Genomic DNA, 22,275 nt, shown 5'->3' with positions numbered 1-22,275 from the left:
GATGTCGATGCAGGTCACGTCGATGCCCACCTCGGCAAAGCACGTGCCCGTCACCAATCCTACGTAACCCGTGCCAACTACTGCTATTCTCATAGGTATTTAAACTATATCAAAAAAATAGAATCAATGTTTTTCATTCGGCAGTTCGATAACTTACCTTTTTCTTAAAAAGCTTTCTCATCTCCTCGAATTGCCTGCCAGGCCGTGAGCACCACAATTTTTAAGTCCAATAAGAAAGACCAGTTTTCAAGGTACCAGATGTCCGCCTGCACCCGCTTTTCCATGTACTGGGGATCTTTTGTCTCCCCCCGGAAACCGTTTACCTGTGCCCAACCCGTAATGCCGGGGGTCAGGAAATGTCTTACCATAAACTTTTCGATCATGGTGGAGTAGTCCTCCGTATGTTTCAGCATGTGCGGCCGTGGGCCAACGACCGACATATCCCCCATCAACACATTCAGGAATTGTGGCAATTCATCAATACTCGTTTTCCGGATAAAGGCCCCCACCCGGGTAATGCGTGCATCGCCTTTGCTTGCCTGCCTGCTGTCCGAATCGCTGTTCACGCTCATGCTACGGAACTTGAGGCAATAAAAAGGTCGGTTATCCTTACCGGAGCGCAACTGCTTAAAGAACACAGGTCCGGGGGAGTCTAATTTAATAATCAGGGCCATCAGTGGGATAAACCAGCTTAACAAAAAAACTGTCACCAGCAGGGAAAAGACAATATCAAAGCTCCGTTTTACGATCTCGTTCGCCTTGTCTTCTAAAGGTTCCCTCCTTGGTGTTAGAATAGGCAAATGCCCGTACATCTCCACCATGAAATTTTCCTTAAAGTAATTCTTCACATCCGGTACCAGCTTTATCCGAATCATGCGCTTGTCCGACTCCTCCATCAGCATCATGATTTTTTCGCGTGCGATGTCTGGCAAAGCGCAAAAGACCTCGTCTACATAATTTTGCTCTACAAAGTCCAGGCAATCTGCTACCTTCCCTAAAACAAGTTTGTTACTTCGGCCAGGGGGGATATGATCATCAAAAAAGCCAACAACTTCATAGCCTAAGTTCTTATGCTCTTTCACATAGTTATACAGGTCAACTCCAATCGTACCAGCCCCTACCACCACAATTCGTTTGTACTTGATCAGTGACCACCGCGTAGGTCTGCGCACAAGCAGAAAGGTAGTTTTCCAGAGCAACAGCAGCACGGTGAACAGCAGAAAAGACCCTATTATAAAAATATAGGGAAGATCGAACTGTGCAATGGACAGTTTCAGCAGGTTGGCAATAAGCACATACAAAAACAAGGACTTAAGCGTCACGCGGATGGTAGGGATCGCATCGCGTTTAAATATATCTTCGTACAATTTACTCACACTGGCGCAATAGAACCAGACGAGGTTCAAGAGCAGAAAATCCAATTTATAACTTTCTGTAATGTTCTCGCCGAGCAGGTCTGGATGGTGTAGGACAAAACCTGCATAAAGGGCCAGGTTTAGGAGCAGAAAGTCGAGTATTAAGTTTAGTCCTTTGGAAAAAGTAGTGTAGCGGTTTGCCATAAGTTAACAGCGGTACGGATTGAACGCCAAGTTACAAAATAACTATATAGAAACGCATAAATACTATGACATAATATTGCACTGTGCGAACTATAAGATTTTACCCTACAAGGAAATGCACTCACAAACAAGGATTGTCTATCTTAAAGCAGTAAACATTACAGGTAAACGATATTAAATTGCCTCCTTTTCCAAAAGTATGTGCCAAAAGTACTGCCAGTTATTAAGTACAGGAGCATGTTAAATGCTGTAGAGCTATAAAGATGAACTAGTAGAAAAAGTTTGACGAGATTTTGCTTTAAAAATAGAAGCTGCAAACACTGGCCCATAATATAGGTACCGCTTCCACATGCGTTTTGGCTCTTTTACCAATCGCCCTAACCACTCCAATCCCATGTTTATCCAAAATTTATCTGGCCGCTCCACGGTACCAGCATAAAAATCAAATACAGCTCCAATAGAGCAGATGACTTTTACATCCAGAAATTCCTTATGTGTGTGGACCCACTTTTCCTGTTTGGGTGCTGTCATGCCCACGAACAAGACATCTGGTTTATACCCATTGATCGCCTCCAACATAAGCGCATTATCTTCTTCCGAAAAGTTAGACTTGTAAGGAGGGGAGTACGTAACTGCTTGCACAGAGGGGTATTCAACGGCTAGACGTTCTTGAATTTTAGCAAGTGTTTTAGTTGAAGAACCTAAATAAAAGCACTTGCCTCCTTTCTTATTCAAGTCTTTCAGTAAATGTTGATGCAGATCTGCTCCAGCGATCTTAGCTACTTTTACTCCACTTAAAAACCTTGTTGCTGCCACAATACCGATTCCATCTGGCAGTAAAATATCTGCCTCCAACAAAGATCTCTTAAAGTCTACATCCTTCTCCGCCATACAATAAGAATACTGATTAATTGTGTTCACAAGCACTTTTGGCTGGTCAGGTAAAAAGTCTAAGCTACCTGAAAAAACAGGATAACCCATACAATTGACGGAGGTTAACTCTTTATTCATTCTACTTTTAAGCTTCTAAGGGTGAGTGTGGCTTATCGTACGACCCGTGCCTGCTTGTGTAAGCCAATAGTATTCTTGGACACGAATATTAAAATAATTGCAAATTTAAATATAGATGAACTAATACAAAAAAAGCACTAAACTTTAGTGCAATCTCATAAGGAGAAAAGCCGAAAGGGCCCTTTAGAACTAAGGGTAGATTTAATCTTTACCTAATACTGTTTATTCTTTGCATGCCTTTTATAGAACATTCAAATGCTTCAATAATGAAGCACTACCTTCTTTCTGTTATCATTTCAGCATCGATCAATTAGATTTCATTACTTTTTAGTATCTCGTGTTTTTTGTTAGAGATACTATTCAGGAAGGTTATGGTTGTAGAAGCACTTAAGCAACTACACTTTCTATGCCTCTATATTGTTTATGATCTTCTAGAAATTGCTTTTCAAGTAAAATGTGGTCTTCTAAATCTTTATACGAGTCGAATCTATCCCTAACTCTACGAGCTGGGTTCCCTGCATAAATTGTGTATGGTTCTGTATCTTTCGTTACAACTGAGCCTGCAGCTACAATAGACCCTTTCCCAAGCTTAACACCACTCATTATAATTGCACCATAGCCAACCCAAACATCATCTTCAATTACTGTAATTTGATTTAGCCCTTTCCAAGAATAGTGAGTATCCCTAATTCTTGGAGCAAGGCGAATAGGTACCCCTACTTTTTGGAAATGATGATCATACTTCCCAACCACAGCTACCTTGTTACCAAAGATTACATTATCTCCAATTATACAATCTGTTTCAATTTGAGAGTCTCTTCCAATATAGAAGTTATTGCCAATAACTAGCTTTTCTCTTGCCCAAAGGTAAACCCTAACCCCCGCATATAAGTTTTTTCCAATTTGATATCTTCTCCATTTGAGATGGACTAGATAGAAAAACCGAAGTTGTCTTAGTAATTGTTTCATTTATCTTTAGATATACTTAAGAACAAAGCTTTCAATCTTTGACTTTAGACGAGCTCTAATTCCCATCTTTCGCTGAAACCTTTTTTGATAGTAAGGATGCTTTTCTACTGCGTTAGGAAACACAAAATCTTCCGCATGACTCAAATCTAAAGAAGGGAGATATCTCTTGTTTGAGCCGTTCGTATGAGTCGCGAAATCATCAAATCCATTATTATAAACTTTAGAATGCACAGGATAAAGAGTTAGTCCGCCAACTTTATACTGGTAATAAAACCAACGTATTGCCCAGGAATCTAACAACCCTTCCATCTGGTGTCGAAGCATTTTGTTCAAGTCAGACCCGCCTTGTGCGAACTCCTTTTGCTCCTGCTTATTATGCTTGAAGCTGTCATAATCCTTTACCTGCCAGTCTACTCCTTCCCACCTGTCTTTCCACGTTGCCCATCCCCATGACCAGCCGCGGTTAAGAAAATAAGCATCCGCTTTATCAGAGGCACTTGTACCTAAGTCAAAAGAATACCCAGAGACTGAATAAACTTCTTGAACAGGCTGATATTGGAGTAAAGCTTTATTCATATAAGTTAGAAAGTTAGGAGTTGTTAATAGATCGTCCTCCAGAACTATAACTTTGTCGAAAGTTTTCATTACTTCCGTAACGCCATCAATTATGGAATTTGCTAACCCCTTATTAACTGGTGCTTCCTTTATTTTTACTGTTTTGAATCCCGTGATTGTTCTTAAATAAGCTCTTACTTCGCTAACTAATGCTAGGTCTTTTTCATGTTTAGCTCCATCAGAAAAAATAAATAAATTAGACTCTTTGGCAAGGGTGTTTTTTTGTAAGGCGTCTATTGCCTGCTTTAATGGATATACCCTTTTATAAGTAAAAAGTAAGACAGGAGCGTTAGAATTCATAATGAGCAGAATAACAGTAAGGGCTAAAAGCTCTTATCCCTTTACTTTTAGTTGAGAATATAACGTTCTTGCTGTGTCAAAAGTAAAGTACAATAAAGGAATGGGAGTATTATTTTTTGCCCAGTTCCATCTTGTCCTTAAGTTGTTGGGAGATTTAGGAGAAGTATAGAAATCTTTCCAATATGAAAAGTCCATTTTTTTGTGATGCTGTTTTAAACCTGTTTCTTCTACATGGGAAAAAACAACAGCTTTAGTAGCTACTAATAAATTGTACCCTTGTTTCTTACACCTTAAAGAAAATTCTTCATCAGCCATGTAATGAGGGAAATCACGTTGATTATATAATCCGAGCTCTCTGATACAGGCTATAGGAATCAACACACCTCGTCCAGGCAATAAATCAGCCACTACAAAATCTTGTCTTTTTTGCAATGTCTTCAATGAAAGTCCTAAGTCTACTGCTGGTCTGTACTTTGCTGTAATATTGTTCCATAAGGTACCTGCAAAATAAACTCTTTCCCTACTGTTTATGTCTACAGAAACAGAACCAACAAAAGCTGGCTTATTCTCTTCACAAACCTTCAATAACTCTTCTAAATAATTGTCTCTAACTACAAGATCATTATTTAACGTTAAAACAAAGTCATTTATTGAATCAGAAATTTCCAAAACCTTTTGAACTCCTAAGTTAGTAGCTGCTGTCCACCACATACTCTCATCCCCTTGAAGAACATGAACATCAGGGAAGTTTTCATATATAAATTCACTTGTACCGTCTGTAGAACCATGATCTACTACAATAACTTTATATTGTTTATAAGTTTGTTCATTAATACTAAATAAACATGATTTTGTATATTCCAAACGATTGAAAACAGGTATTATAATATATATCATATATTTATTGCTACCAAACTGAAAGTTGCTTGGCTTCAAAGGCCAACGTTTTTTTACTTCTATTGTTGATTATGGTAGAGTGTGTATAGAATACTTACACACTTAACATCCAACTTCTTTTTAAAAAGCTTTGACAGTAGTTCGATTGCTAGGCTATGAAATAATTACTAATATTCACCCGCTTACACTTATAACAACGGTACAAGCCTACATAAGCTATGTATCATTATACATAGAACTTAACTAACGATTTACCACAAATTATATCAAAGCTTTCTTTAATAGCTTCAATAGCAGGTATAGAAAAGTTTACGTGCTGCAAGCATATTATGAAAACAACTAAGGCTACAACTACTATCTAGCTTGATAGGACAATACCATCTTATCTATGTTAGATAAACCATGATTTTCCGTAACATAAGATCTAGCGGCTCTTCTAATTGAGTCGTATCTCAGCTTATCATTGAACGTAGAAACTACTCTTTCAGCAACTTCCTCAATATTCGAAAAGTCAACCACAAGCCCTGTTTCACCATTTTTTATCAAAGTGTTCAATCCTGGCACATTATTAACAACACAAAGAAGACTAGAAGCCATAGCTTCTAAACATGCGTTTCCAATTCCTTCAAATAAAGAAGGCATTAAATATATATTACTCATTGCCAAATAAGTAGCTACCTGATCTGTATTACCCGTAAACTGTACATGATTTTCCAAGTTGTTCTCTCTTACCCAATTTTTCTCTTCTCCTTCAAGATCGCCGCATCCGACATGAATGTATTGACAACTTATACCTTTATCAATTAGCAGCTTTATCAAATACAAACAAGCTTTATGATTTTTTACAACGGAACAAGACCCTACACTTACAAAACAGAGTCTTGTTAATTGACTATCAAAATTATTTGAGAGAAAACTACTAGAGCTTTTATTGTACAAATTTAAATCTATCCAATTATTAATCAGAACTGTTTTAGTTTTATATAGATACAACTCTGTCTCTTCAACACTCCCACTAATTGCAATGAAGGAAACTTTTAGAAGCTTCTGTGCTATCATATGATGAATCCGCCTTCGAACTTTTAGCGTGCCATAAAAAATAAAATTATTATGGACTGTTCTTACTATTTTTTTTGTACCTGCTAGGTAAGCGGTAAAAGCGGTATAAATGAAAGCACTTTCTCTATGTATATGAACAACATCAAAAGCCGAGTTATTTAAATAATCAAATAGCTCTTTAAAAAACTGAAAGTTTTTTTTGAAAGGTATATGTTCTACATTCCACCCTAATTCCCGATAGTATCTTGCATAAACACCTTCTTCAGTGCCTGTACTTAATACTGTGACTTGAAGTTTAGCTTTTTTAAACTTCGTTGAAGCTGTATATAGCATCAGCTCTGCACCTGAAAACTTTAATTCGCTAAGAATATGCAATACTTTCATATCAAATTAGTTTCTTATAAGCTTTTAAATATTTCTTTATAACTACTTCTTTAGAAAAATTTTTAAGAGCTACATCACGCCCTGTTAGCGAACATTTCTCTCGTACAGACTTCTCTAAAACTTTCTCTAAGCCACCGCATATACTTTGAGCATGTCTAACATCTACAAGTTTTCCTCCACCCTTTTCTAACATCCAAGGAATTCCACCTGCTTCCTTTCCTGCAACAATGGGGATTCCCATAGCCATTGCTTCAATGATAACCATAGGACAAGACTCCTCTAATGAGGTATGTAAAAAAACATCTGCATCTGAAAGTGCCTCCATTAGTTTATCAAAAGGTAATTTCCCGTGAAATGATACACCAGAAGAAGCATTATTCTTTAAGCACCAATAATAAGCATCTTCTCCAACACCATTTTGGGCGCCATATAAATGTAATTGAACGTTATGATATTTCTCTTTAAGTAGTAGATAAGCTTCAATTCCCTTATTAACATTCTTTAAACCATAAAAAGAATTATTTATCATTATAATCTTTATAGTATTTCCTAATTCCTTTTTTTTGTATAGCGAAAAAATTTCATCTGGTTCAAAGTTAGGTATAACATCCACGTTCTTTCTTGTAAATAATCTCAACCCTTTTGCTGTATAAGGTGAAACAGCTGTCAAATGTTTTGCTTTATATAAAACTATAGTTGCCATTATAAGCCTTACTAACCTATACACATCTTGTTGAGCACGAAGAACCCTTATCGGCGAATCATGACATGTTAGTAAAGTAGGAATTCCACTATCTATTGCTGCCCATCCATACTCATACTGCCAATGAGCATGAAGGATAGTTGGTTTTGACTTGATAATACTGTTCTTAAGAAACTGTCTCTCTTTGAAAAACAAATCTTTGCATCTGTCTAATGCCCTCTTTCTATACGCTCCTACATAAACTTTCAAGTTTTTTCCTTCCAACACTTCTACCTCATCTACCTCTAATTCAGGAGTCAAAGTAAAAACGAAAACTTCATACCCTTTTTCAAGTAAAGCTACAACTTGATGGTTAACAGGAGTCCCCCCCAAACCCTTTAACTTCAGTTTATCCTTATAGTATAAATGTTCACTAATTCCATTAATATCTATAGGTCCACATATTCCTATTTTCATTATTAATCAACTATAAATCATGAATTAATTACTAGAAGTGAAGCGGTTAAATACAATGTTCTTGTACATCCCCTACACATGGCCTAAACTCCCGCTATTGGACTCTATATTCTTAATTATAGAACAGTATAAGACTAAAAAGATCATCACTACCATCAGATAATTCGACTCTCTCACAAACTGTATTTTGTACTGGTTTATTAAAAAGAAAACAAACAACACATTGAACCCTAAAAGCAAATCTACATCGTAGCTTTTGTTTTTACTGGTTTTAGAGAATGAGACAAACCCTTTGTACAAAGGAAGAACAAAAAGAGAGACTAAGAAAAAAGCTCCTAAGTATCCCCAAATAACAATACTACTGAGGTACAGATTGTGATAGTCTGCAAAAGGACCAATTGCTCTATGGAAATGAACGCTTTTATAATCATCAACGGTAGTGAAATATCCTTCGCCTATGTACCCTCCATTTTGTTCTATTCTTTTGAATGCATAAGCAAATATACTACCTCGGTTCATTTCACTTCCAGAAGCTATGTCTGTAATTGATAAGCTACTTAAATTCATTTTGCTACTTCGTTCTGCAAAAGCTGAAATGTCAAAAATTTGGACATAACTATTTACGACAAAGAAAAAGATAACTGCAGTTATAAATGGTACAACTGCCTTAACTTTCACTCTTTTCCTAACTTTATATAGAATAAACACCAAAACTAACGGCAGTAGGAGAAATGAAGATCTAGTAACGGAAAGAAAAATACCAGAGATTGATATAACAATTATAGTAACACAAACTAAATAAAATTTTAAACTTACTTTTTTAAAGGAGCCTGAAAAAACGCCAGGTAAGAGCAAAGCAATCATTGACAAGGAATATTCTGCGTATGCTTCAAAATTTAAAAACGTGCCTGAACTTCTGAAAACGTTAAATTCAAACTCAACATCTGTAAATTTAGGAATGAGCTGAGAATTGAAAGGAATGAACTCAAACTTCTGGTTTAAAGAAACAACTAGCAAATATATTGAGAAAAAAAACTGAACTTCTATAAACCTAACATAATCGGAGTTCTCTATCTTTATCTTTGAAAGAAAGAGAATCAAAACCACTAAAGATAAGAATATAAAAAAAGCGCTAACCTTCGCATCAAAGGAAGCGCTTTGGTTAGCTACTAGGCTTAATAATTGGCATACTACAAGTAGAAAAAGAAAAGAAAGATTGGCTTTTGAAAATGAAGACTTTAACATAATAAATCTTTGATCATATACTGAATACATAATCAAAGCTAGTAAAGCAGCCAAGTTGAAAACCCCTCCTTTTTCGTTACCAAAAACAAAGTGGTTACAAAAGAACAACTGTATTAAAAATGAAGGAAAATCTAAGCGTTTTAGAGAAGAAAAAAATATTATGACAATCCCAACGAAAGAACATAAATTTACAGCAAATGGGAATTGCGCTAAACAAAAATTACCCAGTAGTAGGACTATAATCAACTTTATACAAATGACATACAAGCTTTCTTTGTTGGATGTAGTTTTCAAATACATATTCCTAAATTGTAATAGTCAGGATATAAGCTGACATTATCTGGCATGAAACAAGAGTTTACTTGACATTCCCCACTTAATATTTTTCTTTCGAAATCCCCCTTTCACCTACCCATGGAGGGGTAGCGAAAGAAAAATGAACCTGCTTGCTTTCTGCTACCAAGATTAGCTGTAGTGTCAGGTCAAGTAGTGGCATTTACACTATATGTGTGATAACGTCTGTGAAGCGAGTTTTATCTTAAACTATTGATAGCTTTTTATAAACATCTTTAATCTTCTTAAGTACGGTGTGTTCTTCATGAAATGGCTTTTCATGTGATAAGAGTCAAACTTAACACAACTACTAACTTCTCTAGATTCAACTTCTAAACTTTCTATCCAAGAATCAGTCTTCCTATGAAAGGCATTATTTTGTTCGCTCCTCTTTTTATCCTGTGCATGTGCACCTAAGGTTCCAACGTTAGTAATTAAATTAGTACTTGGAACTATCGCTAACCCATTATTCTTAAATAACGTATATTGCCACTGATAATCCCATGTAGATCCATAAACAGTGTCATTACTGTTATAAATTCGCTCAAAGTTATCTAACCAATACTGTGCATGTATTCTATGTTCAAAAAGCTGCAGTAGTTTTTTCTGTGTTTGTACCTTATTCCAATCTTGCATTTTGTAGTTATATTGCTTCCAAGCCCTTCTCCAAGTAGCCCATCCCCACACGTGCCCTATAATACTAAAAAAGTAGTTAGTTTGGCTCACTTTAAATTCTTCGTTCCATCGCGTCCCCGAAACGTGCATAACTCTTTCATCATGTTCATATTTGGACAACATTTTAGAGCAAAATTCAAAAAAAGACAAATCTGGCACACAATCATCTTCTAGAATAATCAATCTATCTACTCTTTCAAAAGCCCATGATATAGCTGAAGAGACTCCTTTCCCACAACCTAAATTAATATCTGAAAACTTAGTATAAACTTCACAATTCCAGTCGAAGATACGGCTATCAAGAAGTGTCCTGCATTTATATACTAGTTCTTTTTCTCCTTCTTTATTATATCGAGGGCCATCTGAAAAAATAAAAAGCTTTTCAGGCTTTATTTCTTTAATCTTACTTATCACCTTAGCAGTACACTCTGGCCTGTTAAATGTCACGAGTAGAACCGGCACTTTACACTGATTACTGTCTATCATTTTATCGGTTTTTTAGTAAAGCATTCTTCTTCTGTTCCTCTATAGCTTTTATTTAGGAAGAAGTGATAATAAATCACTTGTGAACTTTTCTTCTATAGATTACACAAAAGGTTTATTTTATTTTGGTGTTGCCTACGCCTCTTTAAAAGTAATCATGTATACTTGAAGAAGAACCAAAAACAAATATGTTAATACCGTAGCCACCGCAACTCCTATTTGTTCAAAATACCTACCTCCTAGTGAATATAATATGATACATAAAGTAGCTGATATTGCATGACTAATTAAACTTTTTCTAGTCTTTTGAGTAGCATTTATGATTGCATCTGAAATAGAAAACAATATCATCAAACCGCTTGTCACAGCTAATATGTTAGCATATTTAGTAGCAGAAGTATACTTACCAGCAGTAAGATAACTTATCAATAATGGAGAAAGTAGTATAAAAAGCATAACAGTTATCACAACTATTATCACCAGCAGCATCACCACTTTTTTCAATGCTTTAAGATTTTTATTAGCTGCGTGATTATATATCTCCGGCTCAAATGCTTGAAAAAAAGGAAACAAAGCAACATATATATAATTAGCTATACCTTTACCTATATTATATAATCCCATTTCGTAAGGATTATCCATTCTTTCCAGTACAATATTGTCAAAGTTCAAGACGGGTAAGTATAAAAATGATGCAGGAAGGAGAGGAAGTACAATTTTATAGGCTTTCTTCAAGACCTCTTTTTTTATAACTAATTTATTCGACTTAAAAATTATATAAATTGACAGCACTAAGAACAAAATTTCGTTTAATGCTAAACCAATCATTCGACCTTGTAACCCTAGACCTTCCGATACTACAAAATAAAGTGATATGGTAATAGCTAGCAGTCTATAACCTACTACAAAAAAGAGGTAGTTATATGGTTTGTTACTTAGTCGAAACTTCACTTGTATGAAGCCTTTATATAGGCTCATAACTTGAGTTCCTAAAGCTAGAAGAGCAAAAGGAAAGAAAGGTATAAGGGAATTAGAAAGCTTAAAATAAATACTTAATATTATATAAGAGGCCGGGAAGAAAATAATATTCCACAATATATTGAAAGCGACTAACGTAGCCAATGTTTCTCTTAACTGTTCAACTCCCTCTTTGAAATAAACAGACATGTAGTATGTCAAAAAGGAAAGGCTGTAAAAGCAACTAATAAAATTAGTTAAGGAAGTATAATAACCAAAATACGCAAACTCTTGGGCAGATAAATGTCGAGCAAATATCGGAGATGTAAATACAGAAATGCTAAATGTCAAAGCCGGTACAAGTAAATATATACCTGTTGTTTTTAGCTTTAACAGTAGAGGGTTATTGTTAAGCTTCCCCTTCTTATATTTTTTTTGTATTAACTCAACACTTGGCATCTAACACTACAAATAATTTTGTACAAAACTAAGCCTTTACCATCATTAAACTTTTATAATAAACAAGTCATGCTCTAGTAGAAAAGCCGTAGTTTTATCAAAAAGGTTAAGATTGAAAATTTAATAGACAGAGATTAGCTCATTTTTGATTTTTCAATAGAACAGCTGAAGAGGAAAATTAGCTTTAAAAAGCTCTTTTGTCTACATTATAGAGTACTAATTAGCAGTTGCAAGAGAACTTAGTCGATCTTACATCAAAGCATAAGACTTATCCTACTGTTTACACAATCCAGGCTAACCTTTTTCAATATTCTTTATAAATTAAATTTGTTGGGATAACATAAAGTAACATACTCCGGAGTTATATTGTTTTCTGTTTCTGCTTCTTTTCTTCTAAATTGGAGTAGCCGTAGCCGTAGCCGTAGCCGTAGCCGTAGCCGTAGCCGTTCTCCTTTTTTGCATCGTTCAGTACAATCATCGGGTGACTGAACTTCTGTTGCTGATATACCTCGTCCACAAGACTCAACTGTGACTTAAAGGTGTAGCCATAGCGGATGATGTAGATGCTTGAATCGATGTAAGCGGCCAGCGTAAAGGCATCCGATACCTGCCCTACCGGAGCAGTATCGATGATCACATGGTCGAAGTTCTGCTTCAGGATCTGGAGTAGCTGCCCTACCTTCGGGCTCAGCATCAATTCGGCTGGGTTAGGCGGAATAGGTCCTGATCCAACAACATATAGCCCCTCCTGTGCCGGTACAGGTCGTACGATATCGTCCACCGATACTTTATCAGACACCAAGTAGTTTGTGATTCCCTGTCCGTCCGGCAAATCTAGCTCTTGCAAGAGCCGTGGACGGCGCAGGTCAAAGCCCAGTACCACCACTTTTTTGCCTGTTAGTACCAAACTCGCACCTAGGTTAATACTGAAGAAAGTTTTGCCTTCGCCGCTCATGCTGGAGGTAACCAGGATCACTTTATTTTCCTTGCCCACGGCGGCATACTGCATGTTTGTGCGCACCAGGCGGAACATCTCGGCGATCGGGCTTCGGCTGTCCTTTGTTACCACCAGTGCTTCCCCGGTTTTATTATGGGCCAGTTCGCCTAGCACTGGGGTTCTAGTTGCCTTCTCTACCTCTTTCTTGTCCTGCACCTTATCATTCAGCAGGTCTTTTACAAAGATCCAGGCAAAGGGCACCCCCAGTCCCGCCATCAGGGCCAGCAATAGCACCAACATCTTTTTCGGTTTCACCGGATTATCCCCCGCCATGGCAGGGTCCAGCACGCGGGAATTTGAAACCGTGGCTGCCAAAGAAACGGCCGATTCTTCCCGCTTCTGCAAGAGGTACAGGTACAGTCCCTGCTTGATACTCTGCTGGCGCTGGATTTCCAAGAGCTCCCGTTCCACCAGCGGCACCTGCTGTATCCGGTTTTCGAAGGTGGCCATGTTGGCCCTTAAGTTATCCCGTGTGATCAGGAGGCCTCGCCGTATATTCTCCAGGTTCTCCAGGATGTTTACCCGCAAATTGGCCAGTTGGTCGTTCACGTTCTGCACGAGCAGGTTAGTAGGCTGCGTGGTATGCAGCATGCGCTCCCGCTCCAGCTGTAATTCATTGAACTTAGTGATAAGCCCGAGCAAGGTAGGATCCTCTATACTAAGGCTACTTGGCACCAGTTGGTAAGAACTCCCTTTTTCGCGCAGGTACTTTTCGATGGAGCTGAGCACCTCAAGCTGTATCTCGAATTCTGCCAGCTGTTTGCTGTAGGCACTGGCGCTTTCTACATAGAGTTTGGCCTCGGAACTGACATCCGTCAGCTCATTCTGCCGCTTGTAGGTCTCTACGTCCTTCTCTACGTCCGACAGTTCTGCGGTCAGGTACGTTAGTCGCTCGTCTATGAACTGAATCGTGTTAGAGGCAATCAGGTTTTTGTCTTCTACCGCCTCTTTGTTGTAGACCTCAACCAGCTTATTGATGATGTCTTTGCCTTTTTCCCGGATAGGGGCTGTTAGGCTAATGTTGAGCACGCTGGCGTCTTTGTTCACCGGCTCTATCACAAGCTCCTTGTTATAATAATTGGCTTGTTTCCGGAGGTCGTGAAACTTCACGATCACTTCCCGCAGATTTTCCGAAGAACTTCCTCCCGTTGCGTTCACTACTGTAAACACGCCATAGGGCTTTTTGATCTCCTGCCCGAGCTTGTGCGTAGAGATAATAGTCTCCCCTTCCTCATTCTCCTCTTCCAATTCAAAGAGATTGCCGTCTTGCAGGCGCAACACTATGCTTTTATCATAGGCCGCTGAATCCAGTTTCCCCACGATCACTTTTACCGGCAGGTCTTTGCCATAGATTTCGGCATCGCGCACCCTTCCCGGCTTGTAGTAGCTGGTTTGCAAAGAAAGCTCTGTCAGCACGCGCTGCATCAAGCTAACCGCTGTCAGCACCTCGATCTCGTTATCCACATTCTTCGTGGATTTAAAGATGTCCAGGTCACCAAGCGCAGAACCTCCTAGCAGATCTCCCCCCTTCTTATCATCCCGTATCAGGACTTTACTTTTGATGGCATATTGCGGCGTGGCATAGCGCAGGTATAGGAAAGCCAGGCCTAGCGCTACGATCGCTCCAATAACAAATATATACCAATAGCGCAGGTACTTGTACAGCTCCGCTTTCAGGTCGATCTCTTCTGCTTGTTCCGGTTGCTGGAACTGGAAAAATCCTTTCTCGGTCATGGCCTTATGCTACTAAAATAATCTTGCGACAAAAACGGAAACAATGGAAGCTGCTGCTGCTATAATGGACAGGGTGCGGGTGTTGGCGCTTGCCTGCACTTCTTTCATGCGGTCCGGCTCTACATACACCACATCATTTTGCTGTAGGTAGAAATAGGGAGAGTTCACCACCTCCTTGCTATTTAGGTTCAGGCGCATCATTTTACGCACGCCATTCTCCTCGCGCATCACCAGCACGTTCTCTCTTTTTCCAAAAGCCGTCATGTCCCCGGCCATACCCAATGCCTCGATGATATTGATCCGCTCGGAAGGGATAGTGAAGGTAGAAGGACGGTTTACTTCGCCTACCACCGTTACCTTGTAATTAAGGTAGCGCACGTTCACAATGGGTTCTTTCAGGTGCTCCCGCAATTGAGTCGTAAACTTCTCGGTTACCTGCGCTTTGGTAAGCCCTGCTACCTGCACTTTTCCCAGGATGGGGTAGGCAATGTTGCCTTCTTTGTCCACCAGGTAACCTTCTTTGGCCACGTTGCTGGCCGCAGTACTCGTCATGCTGAAATTGGTGATGCTACCTGCCGTGCTCGCGATGCCCGTGTTGAACAAGGCACTCGCTTCCGGATTCAGGCTGGTGACGGTGATGCTGAGCAGGTCGTAGGCCTGTATCTTCGGCTCGGTGTCGTTCAGGATCTTCTCCTCGTAGGTAGCCTGTTCGGGGATGTCGCTAAAGTAGGCCAGGTTGCGGGGGGTGCAGGAGACCAGAAACAGAAAGGCAAACAGGTAAAGTAAATGTAATTTCATTTGCAAAATAGGTTCTCAGGTAGAGAATAAAAAAGCAAGCATTCCGAAACATTTTTCTGTTGCTTTCGTAGCGCAAGCCTTTTGCAAATATGAGATAAAAGTTTGTTTTAAAGAATTAATGAATAGCTATTTTTCGAAAAGCGTACAAAAAAAATTTATGTTAAATATATAAGTATGAATATATAAGGCTAAGTTGGTTGGAAGGGCTTTGTCGGCGCTAAGTGGTGTTAGTTGGCCGAGAAGGTGTTTTTTAGTTTGTTGGCTGCGTGTTCTACAGTGTCGGGATTTGGTGGGGATAGCGTAGCTGGGCAGGTATATTTATTGACTGGCTGTGTCGCCTATAGCTTTGCTGTTCAGCATGGGTGAGTCCAACCACCCCTGCCCCTCCTTATCTAAGGAGGGGAGCTTCCCCCAGGAAGAGAGCTTACCCCCAGAAGAGGAGCCTGATCTTTTATATACTTAAAGTAGCCCCCTATGATGTACGTAGTTACCCACTAGTACCAAGCAAAAAGAGGTACACGTAGGATACAGGAGAGGGTCCCCTTGGGGTCTTACTGTTGCTCCAACAGAAACACGGCTTCTTACATTGTTTTTGATAGAGACAACAAGGGCTATAGCACTTATTTGTAGCTATCAGTAATAGCAGGCTCCCCTCCTTAGACAAGGAGGGGTAGGGGTGGTTGGACTTACCTATGCAAAACAGTAAAGCTTAATGCGACTTAGCAAGCGTAGGAACACCAGCCATCACAACCATACTTGCTCACCTAACCCAGTTGCTGCAAGACTTGCAAAGCGTAAATAAAACTTTCTCTTCTGCTATGTCCTACGGGTAGGTCTTTTTTCATAGGTAAGGGTAAGCAAGGGCTACGAAAAGCTTGCTGATCAACAGACACAGCAAAGGCACAGACAGATGCGATCATTAACTTATTTCTTCTGAAGCTGACGGCATGGCGCCTAGGCCCTTTAAAGTTCATCTTGTAAGGAGTGTCATCCTGCCTTTAGCTCCAGCGGGGCGTCCTGTAAACAGCTTCTTCCATTCCCCGCACGGCTGGAGTTCGTTGGTACTCTTGCTCATTTGGCTATAAGCATGTTGTTCCCCAGGGATTTTTCCTAACAACCTTTATGCTAAAAGCCTTACGAATTTCCTCTACAAGCCTTAACCTACCCCCTCCCAGGAGGGAAATAGGTTGCTACTTCTTGCACAACAGGTAATCCATGCTGGTATAAGGGCTCTGTTACAAGCTATTTCTTTAGAGCTTGGCAGTCTTATTCTATAAGAAGGCATTTATTCCTGGCTTTCTCTTTCAGTGTAAAAGAATAAAACGGCCCCATCTTAAGAGGACCCAGGGATGTAGCCGGGCACAGGAAGAAAAACTCCCCTCTTGGGAGGGGCAGGGGTGGGTTCTTATATGCCGGCCGCAGGTATAAGCTTCTAGCTACTGCTTTAGCCTAAGAAGCCTCGTAATTAACCGGAAGGAAGCCTCCTAATCTTTGATAACAGGCACATGAGGGCTAGGGGCTAGTAAGTCCCCGGCAGGTGGCTTTCGGACGAGGAAGCCCAAAAGAGCAGCTGTGAGCACGAATGCAATTAAGTTAAAGTCCCAGCGGGACGACAGGTTGGTAGCATGATAGGTAACAGTACCCGATAGCTCCGTAGGAGTGGCATGTGTGGGAGCGTTTTTACATGCCGCTCCTACGGAGCTCCAAGACAGCTGTGTGTTTTTCTACAAGCAAGCCGCCCCGCTGGGGCTAGAAGGCAATATCTGCTTACCCTACAGGCTAAAACCAGGGAGGGGAACAGGAAGGAAGACCAGGGAGGGGAACAGGCTTATACGGAACGCCCTATAAGCAGTTAGAGGGTTAGAGGGGGATGATGCCAGTGCACAGCAACGTGGACAGCCAAAACAAAGCCGGTAGGTTCTAAGACCTATCGGCTTTGCGTTTTCTGTTTGAAGCATTTAGCGAAGTAAGTGCCTTCGAGGGGGCTCTTAACAGGCAGTGGAGCGGCCATCGATCTCCAGGTCCAGTTGCTCAAAGCGGGAGTTCTGGCTAATGTACTCCGGTACGATCTGTTTCATCTTCTGCACGATCTTCAGCTCCTCCTTGTCCTTGTTCAGCTGCAGGAGCTCCTCGATCTCGCACACCACCTCCTCGTAGGCATATTCCCGCACCTTCGAGATCTTGATCTTTTTGTGATGGGTTGGGATGGTTGTTTCTTCCTCGTCCAGCAGCTCTTCGTACAGCTTCTCGCCAGGGCGCAGGCCCGTGAACACAATCTTGACGTCGATGTCCGGCACCAGCCCGGCGAGCTTGATCATCTTGCGGGCCAGGTCCACGATCTTCACAGGCTCGCCCATGTCAAAGATAAAGATCTCGCCTCCTTTGCCCATCGTGCCTGCTTCCAGCACCAGTTGCACCGCCTCCGGGATGGTCATAAAGTAGCGGGTGATCTCGGGGTGCGTGACGGTAACCGGGCCGCCCTTCTCAATTTGGGCACGGAAGCGTGGGATCACGGAACCATTGGACCCTAAAACGTTGCCAAAGCGGGTGGTAATGAACTTGGTTTGTGGACCGGAAGGGTTCTTCAGGAAGATCTTGCCATCTATTTTGCCGGCACTCACTTTGTTCAGCGACTGTATGTAGATCTCCGCGATACGCTTGGAAGTGCCCATCACATTGGTCGGGTTCACGGCTTTGTCGGTCGACACCATCACGAACTTCTCCACATCAAAGGTCAGCGACAGGTCCGCCAGGTTCTTCGTGCCCAGCACGTTGGTTAAGATAGCCTCGTAGGGGTTGTCTTCCATCATGGGCACGTGCTTGTAGGCCGCGGCATGGTACACAATTTCCGGGGCATGCTCCTCGAAGAGGGCATACATGCGGTTGAAGTTGGTTACATCGCAGATACAGGTGCACAAGTTCCCCTCGGGGAACAGTTCCTCCATTTCCAGCTTCAGCTCGTGCAAGGGCGACTCTGCCTGGTCGCACACCACGACCAGCGCAGGCTTGTAAAGGAGTACCTGCTTCACAATCTCGGAACCGATGGAGCCGGCGCCTCCTGTTACCAGGACGCGCTTCCCGGCCAGGTCCCGGGAAAGCTGCTCGTTCTCGATCACGATCGGTGGGCGCTGCAGCAAGTCCTCGATCTTCAGGTCCTTGATCTGGTTCATGCTCAGGTTACCCGACATCCACTGATCGGTCGGCGGCACGGTTACGACTTTAATGCCCAGTTCCACGCACTTCTCGATCGAGCGCTTCCGAAATTCTGACTTCAGGTCCTCATTAAACACGATGAGCTTATCAATCTTCAGCTTCCGCTGCAGCCGTTCGATGCTGTTGACATGGTACACCCTTTTCTGGTGGATGTCTTTATCGATCTTCCCCGGGTCTTCATCCACGAAACCTGCCACCGTAAAGCAGCCCGCATTACTTGCCTCCAGGGCCTGCTTCAGCAAGATAGAATGCCCGTCGGCGCCATAGATCAGGACGGTCTCTTTTTTATCTGCCGTACTTCGCTTGATAAACTGGAACAAAGCCTTGGCGGCCAGCCGGACCATGATCAAGAGCGTGGAGGAGATAAAGAAGGTAAGCAGTAGCACCAGGTAAATGTTGACCGAATCGATCTTATGCACTGGTGCCAGCCAGAAACCAATCAGGGCGGCATATACCAGGCTGCACACCAACAACGCCGAGAAGATGCGATAAATGTCGTAAATGCTCGAATAGCGGATCAGGCCCGTGTGCACCCGCATGGAGTAAAAGGTGATCAGGGACGTAAGGCAGAACAGCCCGATGTAAACCAGGAAATGTCCTCGTAAGATCTCAGAAAACTCAAATTGCCTCACCACGAAAAACGACAAGGCAAAGGCCCAGCTTAGGATGAGTTGATCTATTAATAAAATTATCCACTTCGGAAGTGATTTCTTAAGCAATATCTCCATAACCTTTAGACCCGCAGGTCCTTGTTGTTTCTACCACTGTCTGTTAGCTTAAAATAATGGCTATACCGCTCCAGACAAGTTGCGGCGATAGCATTTTAACTATAGATATGAAGAGTTATTTAAGTACAAGGTTTCTCATCTTTGAATCGCATATATAACTTTGTTAAGTCACACCACGCAAGCAGCAAGCCACGGCTTCCGTTGTGTTGATTAGAACGCGGAGAAAAACATTTGGTTTTACTGTTTTAAGACTGCTTTCTTTATTCATTAATTTTTACCGATATGTGCAACTACACATATTAGCATATATAAGTATGCAAATATAAATAAGATGCCTTGCTTTAAGCCCTGAGGATGGTCCGGTATGCGGCCTGCCATCGTACTGTTTTTTTAAAAAAAGAGGCCGTGAGAGGCAGGCAGCATATAAATAGCAACCACGCAGCTTTTGTTCTAACAGCCCGTTAGCAAAGGAGCCATTATCTAAAAAATCCTCCAATGGTGTATGGAGCGACAGGAAAGAGGGAGGTAGCACTGCAAACAGTTTCTCCTACACCAGACTGCCTTGTAGCCTTAGGGTGATCAGATCAGCTGAATAGTCCCGGCCCTCTTCCCCTGGCAAAGAATAGCATCAGCCTCATGCATGCAATCAAAAGCTGCCTGCGACAGGCATGCCGGAACCACTACATCTTGTCCCCGCTATGGATCATAATCTGCATTAACTCTTGCGCATCCGCAGCATCCGAAGTGGGCAGTATGGTAAAGAAGCCCGGCACGTTTTCGAAGCCCATCTCCTGGCAGGCTTTACTTAAGTCATTTTGTGTGGTAAAGTACAGGAGCTTTTTTCCCCTGTTCTCTAGCGCCCAATTTGTTAAGGCTTTGATGATCGTTTCGAAGGAGCCACCCTTATCGTGTGCCAGCAGTAAGACTTTAAGGGCGTTGTGCGTTTCCTCTACAAGGGCATAATCAGGGCCTATTTTCAGGAGTTCCGGCGCTTTTGGGCGGTTCAGGAACTGGGACCGGAACTCATCCGGCGTATAGCGAAAGCTTAAAGTGCCTGTTTGCGATTGGCTGTACCTGTTAAACACATCCGCCATAACCTCTTCCAGGTCACCTTCAATTCGTACCACCTCAGCCGCATCCACTCCGGGATAGGGTTCTCCCGGCGAAAACAACAGGTAAGTTGGCACTAAGGTAGATCCGGCATCCCGCAAACGCCTGTAGCTCGCGTTGCTTTCGGTCACAAAGGCCGCCAGGTAGGGCACCTTTTTTTGGGCAGCGATAGCCTTGGACAGGTGAATGATCTTGGTGAAGCACCCCTGCCCACGCGCCTTGGGGAGCGTCCAGGAGCCGGTCATGATGGCAATATCCACCGTGTCTCCATTCGGCTTTTCCAGCTTTCTGTACGTCACGGCCGAGCCGGCGATCACTTCTTTGTCTTCATGATGGATCAGCATGATGTCCGCGGGCTTGTCTCCCACTACTCGGCCAAAAGCCCAGTCATATTCTTTCTCCTGCCCCCAGCCCTTAAAACACGTATTCAGGTTTTTGATATACTCGGCTTTGTAGTTCCCGGGGTTAATTGTAACGTTATCCATTAAGCGGCAATTTTCTCGTGTGCAAATATCTGATCTGTGATCCCGCCCATGGATGTCCACCACAGGTCGTCTCCATACTCCTGCTCCAGCGCTGTTAGTAGTACGTCCAGGTAGTTCATGTAGGTTTGGTCTACGCCGTCTAAAGACACGTGCCCCATAGCCGTTTTGATGATATGGGCTTTGATAGACAGGAGTCCACCGTTATCCAATATCCTTCTGGCCCTGTCTGGCGTAGAAGTTGCCTGAAAGTTCGCCGGGATATGCACCAGCTGATCATTCTGGATTAAAGACGGATAAATGAGCGGAAGCTCTTTCAAGCCGCTCATGTTCGTTTTGGCATCTTTGGCGACAGGAGTAAAAATGTCCCGTGCCGAATTGATGAAGCGAATGTTGTGGGCGACCAGTTGATTCAGCAAACCATCCGGGGCGTTCCAGCCGGGCGGACAAATCCCTTTCACGTAGCGCAGTTTTGCACGGTCGAAGATCCGGATCATCTCGCTTAGGATGTCCTGAAACTCTTCCTCCGTCTGCTCCTGAAACTCCACTGGTATCTTCAAGCCTTTATGGCAGTGGTACAAGCCATGCAGGGCGATCTCTGTCCGCTCCATGTTGTTCAGGAAATTCACAAACTCCGGGTGCCGGTCGAGCCGCATGGTGCCTTTCTCCCATAGCGCTGCCAGGTAAAACTGATCCCTTAGTTGCGGAATTGAAGCAAGTAGCTTTCGGGTGGGGACAGGGGATATTTCCCGCCAGTCAGCCGTCGTAAAGAGCGTCACTTTTAGTTTCGGATGACGCTCCAACAGCCATTGGACGAGTCCCAGGCTCCCTTTCTCCAGGTCGCCCCCTGCCTCATAGTAATCGGTGCTTTTGGCGGGATGGATATCGTCTATGGTAAAACAGATGGCAGCTTTCTTGCCTTCCGGCAGCCAGTTTATCATGGAGTGCTTTCTTTTTGTTTGTAATGGCTTTAATGTTCATCTGGCAACAACTGTGTTTTCTGAACACTGGGTTTGTTTTCTGAACAGCGATGGACATGAGCAAGTACGAGTTGTAAGCGGAATGGGTTGATACTAGATATTGTGCAAGGTGTAAGCAAAGGCCGCAA

At 41.9% G+C, this 22,275-nt stretch carries 16 protein-coding genes; all 16 read right to left on the bottom strand.

Annotation, left to right across the window (positions count from 1 at the left end; translation table 11 throughout):
- On the bottom strand, positions 1-93 hold a 93-nt coding region (locus tag CHB92_RS09180), incomplete at its 3' end, for a hypothetical protein (RefSeq protein ID WP_144266288.1).
- Between the two features lie 71 nt (positions 94-164).
- Positions 165-1,559: an undecaprenyl-phosphate glucose phosphotransferase gene (locus tag CHB92_RS09175; protein ID WP_089318885.1), complete on the bottom strand. Its 1,395-nt coding sequence runs from the start codon at positions 1,557-1,559 to the stop codon at positions 165-167.
- Between the two features lie 255 nt (positions 1,560-1,814).
- On the bottom strand, positions 1,815-2,570 hold the full coding sequence (locus CHB92_RS09170; RefSeq protein WP_245842409.1) for a WecB/TagA/CpsF family glycosyltransferase: 756 nt from the start codon (positions 2,568-2,570) through the stop codon (positions 1,815-1,817).
- Between the two features lie 387 nt (positions 2,571-2,957).
- Positions 2,958-3,539 carry an acyltransferase gene (locus CHB92_RS09165; protein WP_089318883.1) on the bottom strand — a complete coding sequence of 194 codons (582 nt, stop codon included), beginning with the start codon at positions 3,537-3,539 and terminating at the stop codon, positions 2,958-2,960.
- A gap of 6 nt (positions 3,540-3,545) precedes the next feature.
- Complete coding sequence (locus CHB92_RS09160) at positions 3,546-4,454, bottom strand: glycosyltransferase family protein (protein ID WP_089318882.1); 909 nt, start codon at positions 4,452-4,454, stop codon at positions 3,546-3,548.
- Positions 4,455-4,487: 33 nt separating this feature from the next.
- Positions 4,488-5,390 carry a glycosyltransferase family 2 protein gene (locus CHB92_RS09155; protein WP_089318881.1) on the bottom strand — a complete coding sequence of 301 codons (903 nt, stop codon included), beginning with the start codon at positions 5,388-5,390 and terminating at the stop codon, positions 4,488-4,490.
- 315 nt (positions 5,391-5,705) lie between these two features.
- A complete protein-coding gene (locus CHB92_RS09150; protein ID WP_089318880.1) occupies positions 5,706-6,794 on the bottom strand; it encodes a glycosyltransferase family 4 protein in 1,089 nt (362 codons plus the stop codon).
- Between the two features lies 1 nt (position 6,795).
- Entirely contained in the window at positions 6,796-7,953 is a 1,158-nt protein-coding gene (locus tag CHB92_RS09145; protein WP_089318879.1) for a glycosyltransferase family 4 protein, read from the bottom strand.
- Positions 7,954-8,025: 72 nt separating this feature from the next.
- Complete coding sequence (locus CHB92_RS09140) at positions 8,026-9,492, bottom strand: O-antigen ligase family protein (RefSeq protein WP_179222995.1); 1,467 nt, start codon at positions 9,490-9,492, stop codon at positions 8,026-8,028.
- A 249-nt stretch (positions 9,493-9,741) separates the two neighbouring features.
- Positions 9,742-10,692, bottom strand: coding sequence for a hypothetical protein (locus CHB92_RS09135; protein ID WP_089318877.1), 951 nt, complete (start codon positions 10,690-10,692; stop codon positions 9,742-9,744).
- 132 nt (positions 10,693-10,824) lie between these two features.
- Positions 10,825-11,856 (bottom strand): lipopolysaccharide biosynthesis protein, encoded by a 1,032-nt coding sequence (locus CHB92_RS09130; RefSeq protein ID WP_106219093.1) that lies wholly within the window; start codon positions 11,854-11,856, stop codon positions 10,825-10,827.
- 610 nt (positions 11,857-12,466) lie between these two features.
- On the bottom strand, positions 12,467-14,836 hold the full coding sequence (locus CHB92_RS09125; RefSeq protein ID WP_089318875.1) for a GumC family protein: 2,370 nt from the start codon (positions 14,834-14,836) through the stop codon (positions 12,467-12,469).
- Positions 14,837-14,848: 12 nt separating this feature from the next.
- The gene (locus CHB92_RS09120; RefSeq protein WP_089318874.1) at positions 14,849-15,634 is read right to left on the bottom strand and encodes a polysaccharide biosynthesis/export family protein; all 786 of its coding nucleotides are present in this window, start codon (positions 15,632-15,634) and stop codon (positions 14,849-14,851) included.
- Between the two features lie 1,988 nt (positions 15,635-17,622).
- Entirely contained in the window at positions 17,623-19,575 is a 1,953-nt protein-coding gene (locus CHB92_RS09115; RefSeq protein ID WP_089318873.1) for a polysaccharide biosynthesis protein, read from the bottom strand.
- A 680-nt stretch (positions 19,576-20,255) separates the two neighbouring features.
- The gene (locus CHB92_RS09110) at positions 20,256-21,170 is read right to left on the bottom strand and encodes a hypothetical protein (protein ID WP_089318872.1); all 915 of its coding nucleotides are present in this window, start codon (positions 21,168-21,170) and stop codon (positions 20,256-20,258) included.
- The gene (locus tag CHB92_RS09105; RefSeq protein ID WP_089318871.1) at positions 21,170-22,108 is read right to left on the bottom strand and encodes a DUF2334 domain-containing protein; all 939 of its coding nucleotides are present in this window, start codon (positions 22,106-22,108) and stop codon (positions 21,170-21,172) included. Before CHB92_RS09105 ends, CHB92_RS09110 begins: the two co-directional genes overlap by 1 nt.
- Positions 22,109-22,275: the final 167 nt, after the last annotated feature.

Source organism: Pontibacter ummariensis (genome assembly GCF_900188175.1).
Classification (GTDB): Bacteria; Bacteroidota; Bacteroidia; order Cytophagales; family Hymenobacteraceae; genus Pontibacter; species Pontibacter ummariensis.
The sequence above is the reverse complement of the archived record's forward strand: the minus strand, read 5'-3'. Positions and strand labels throughout refer to the sequence as shown.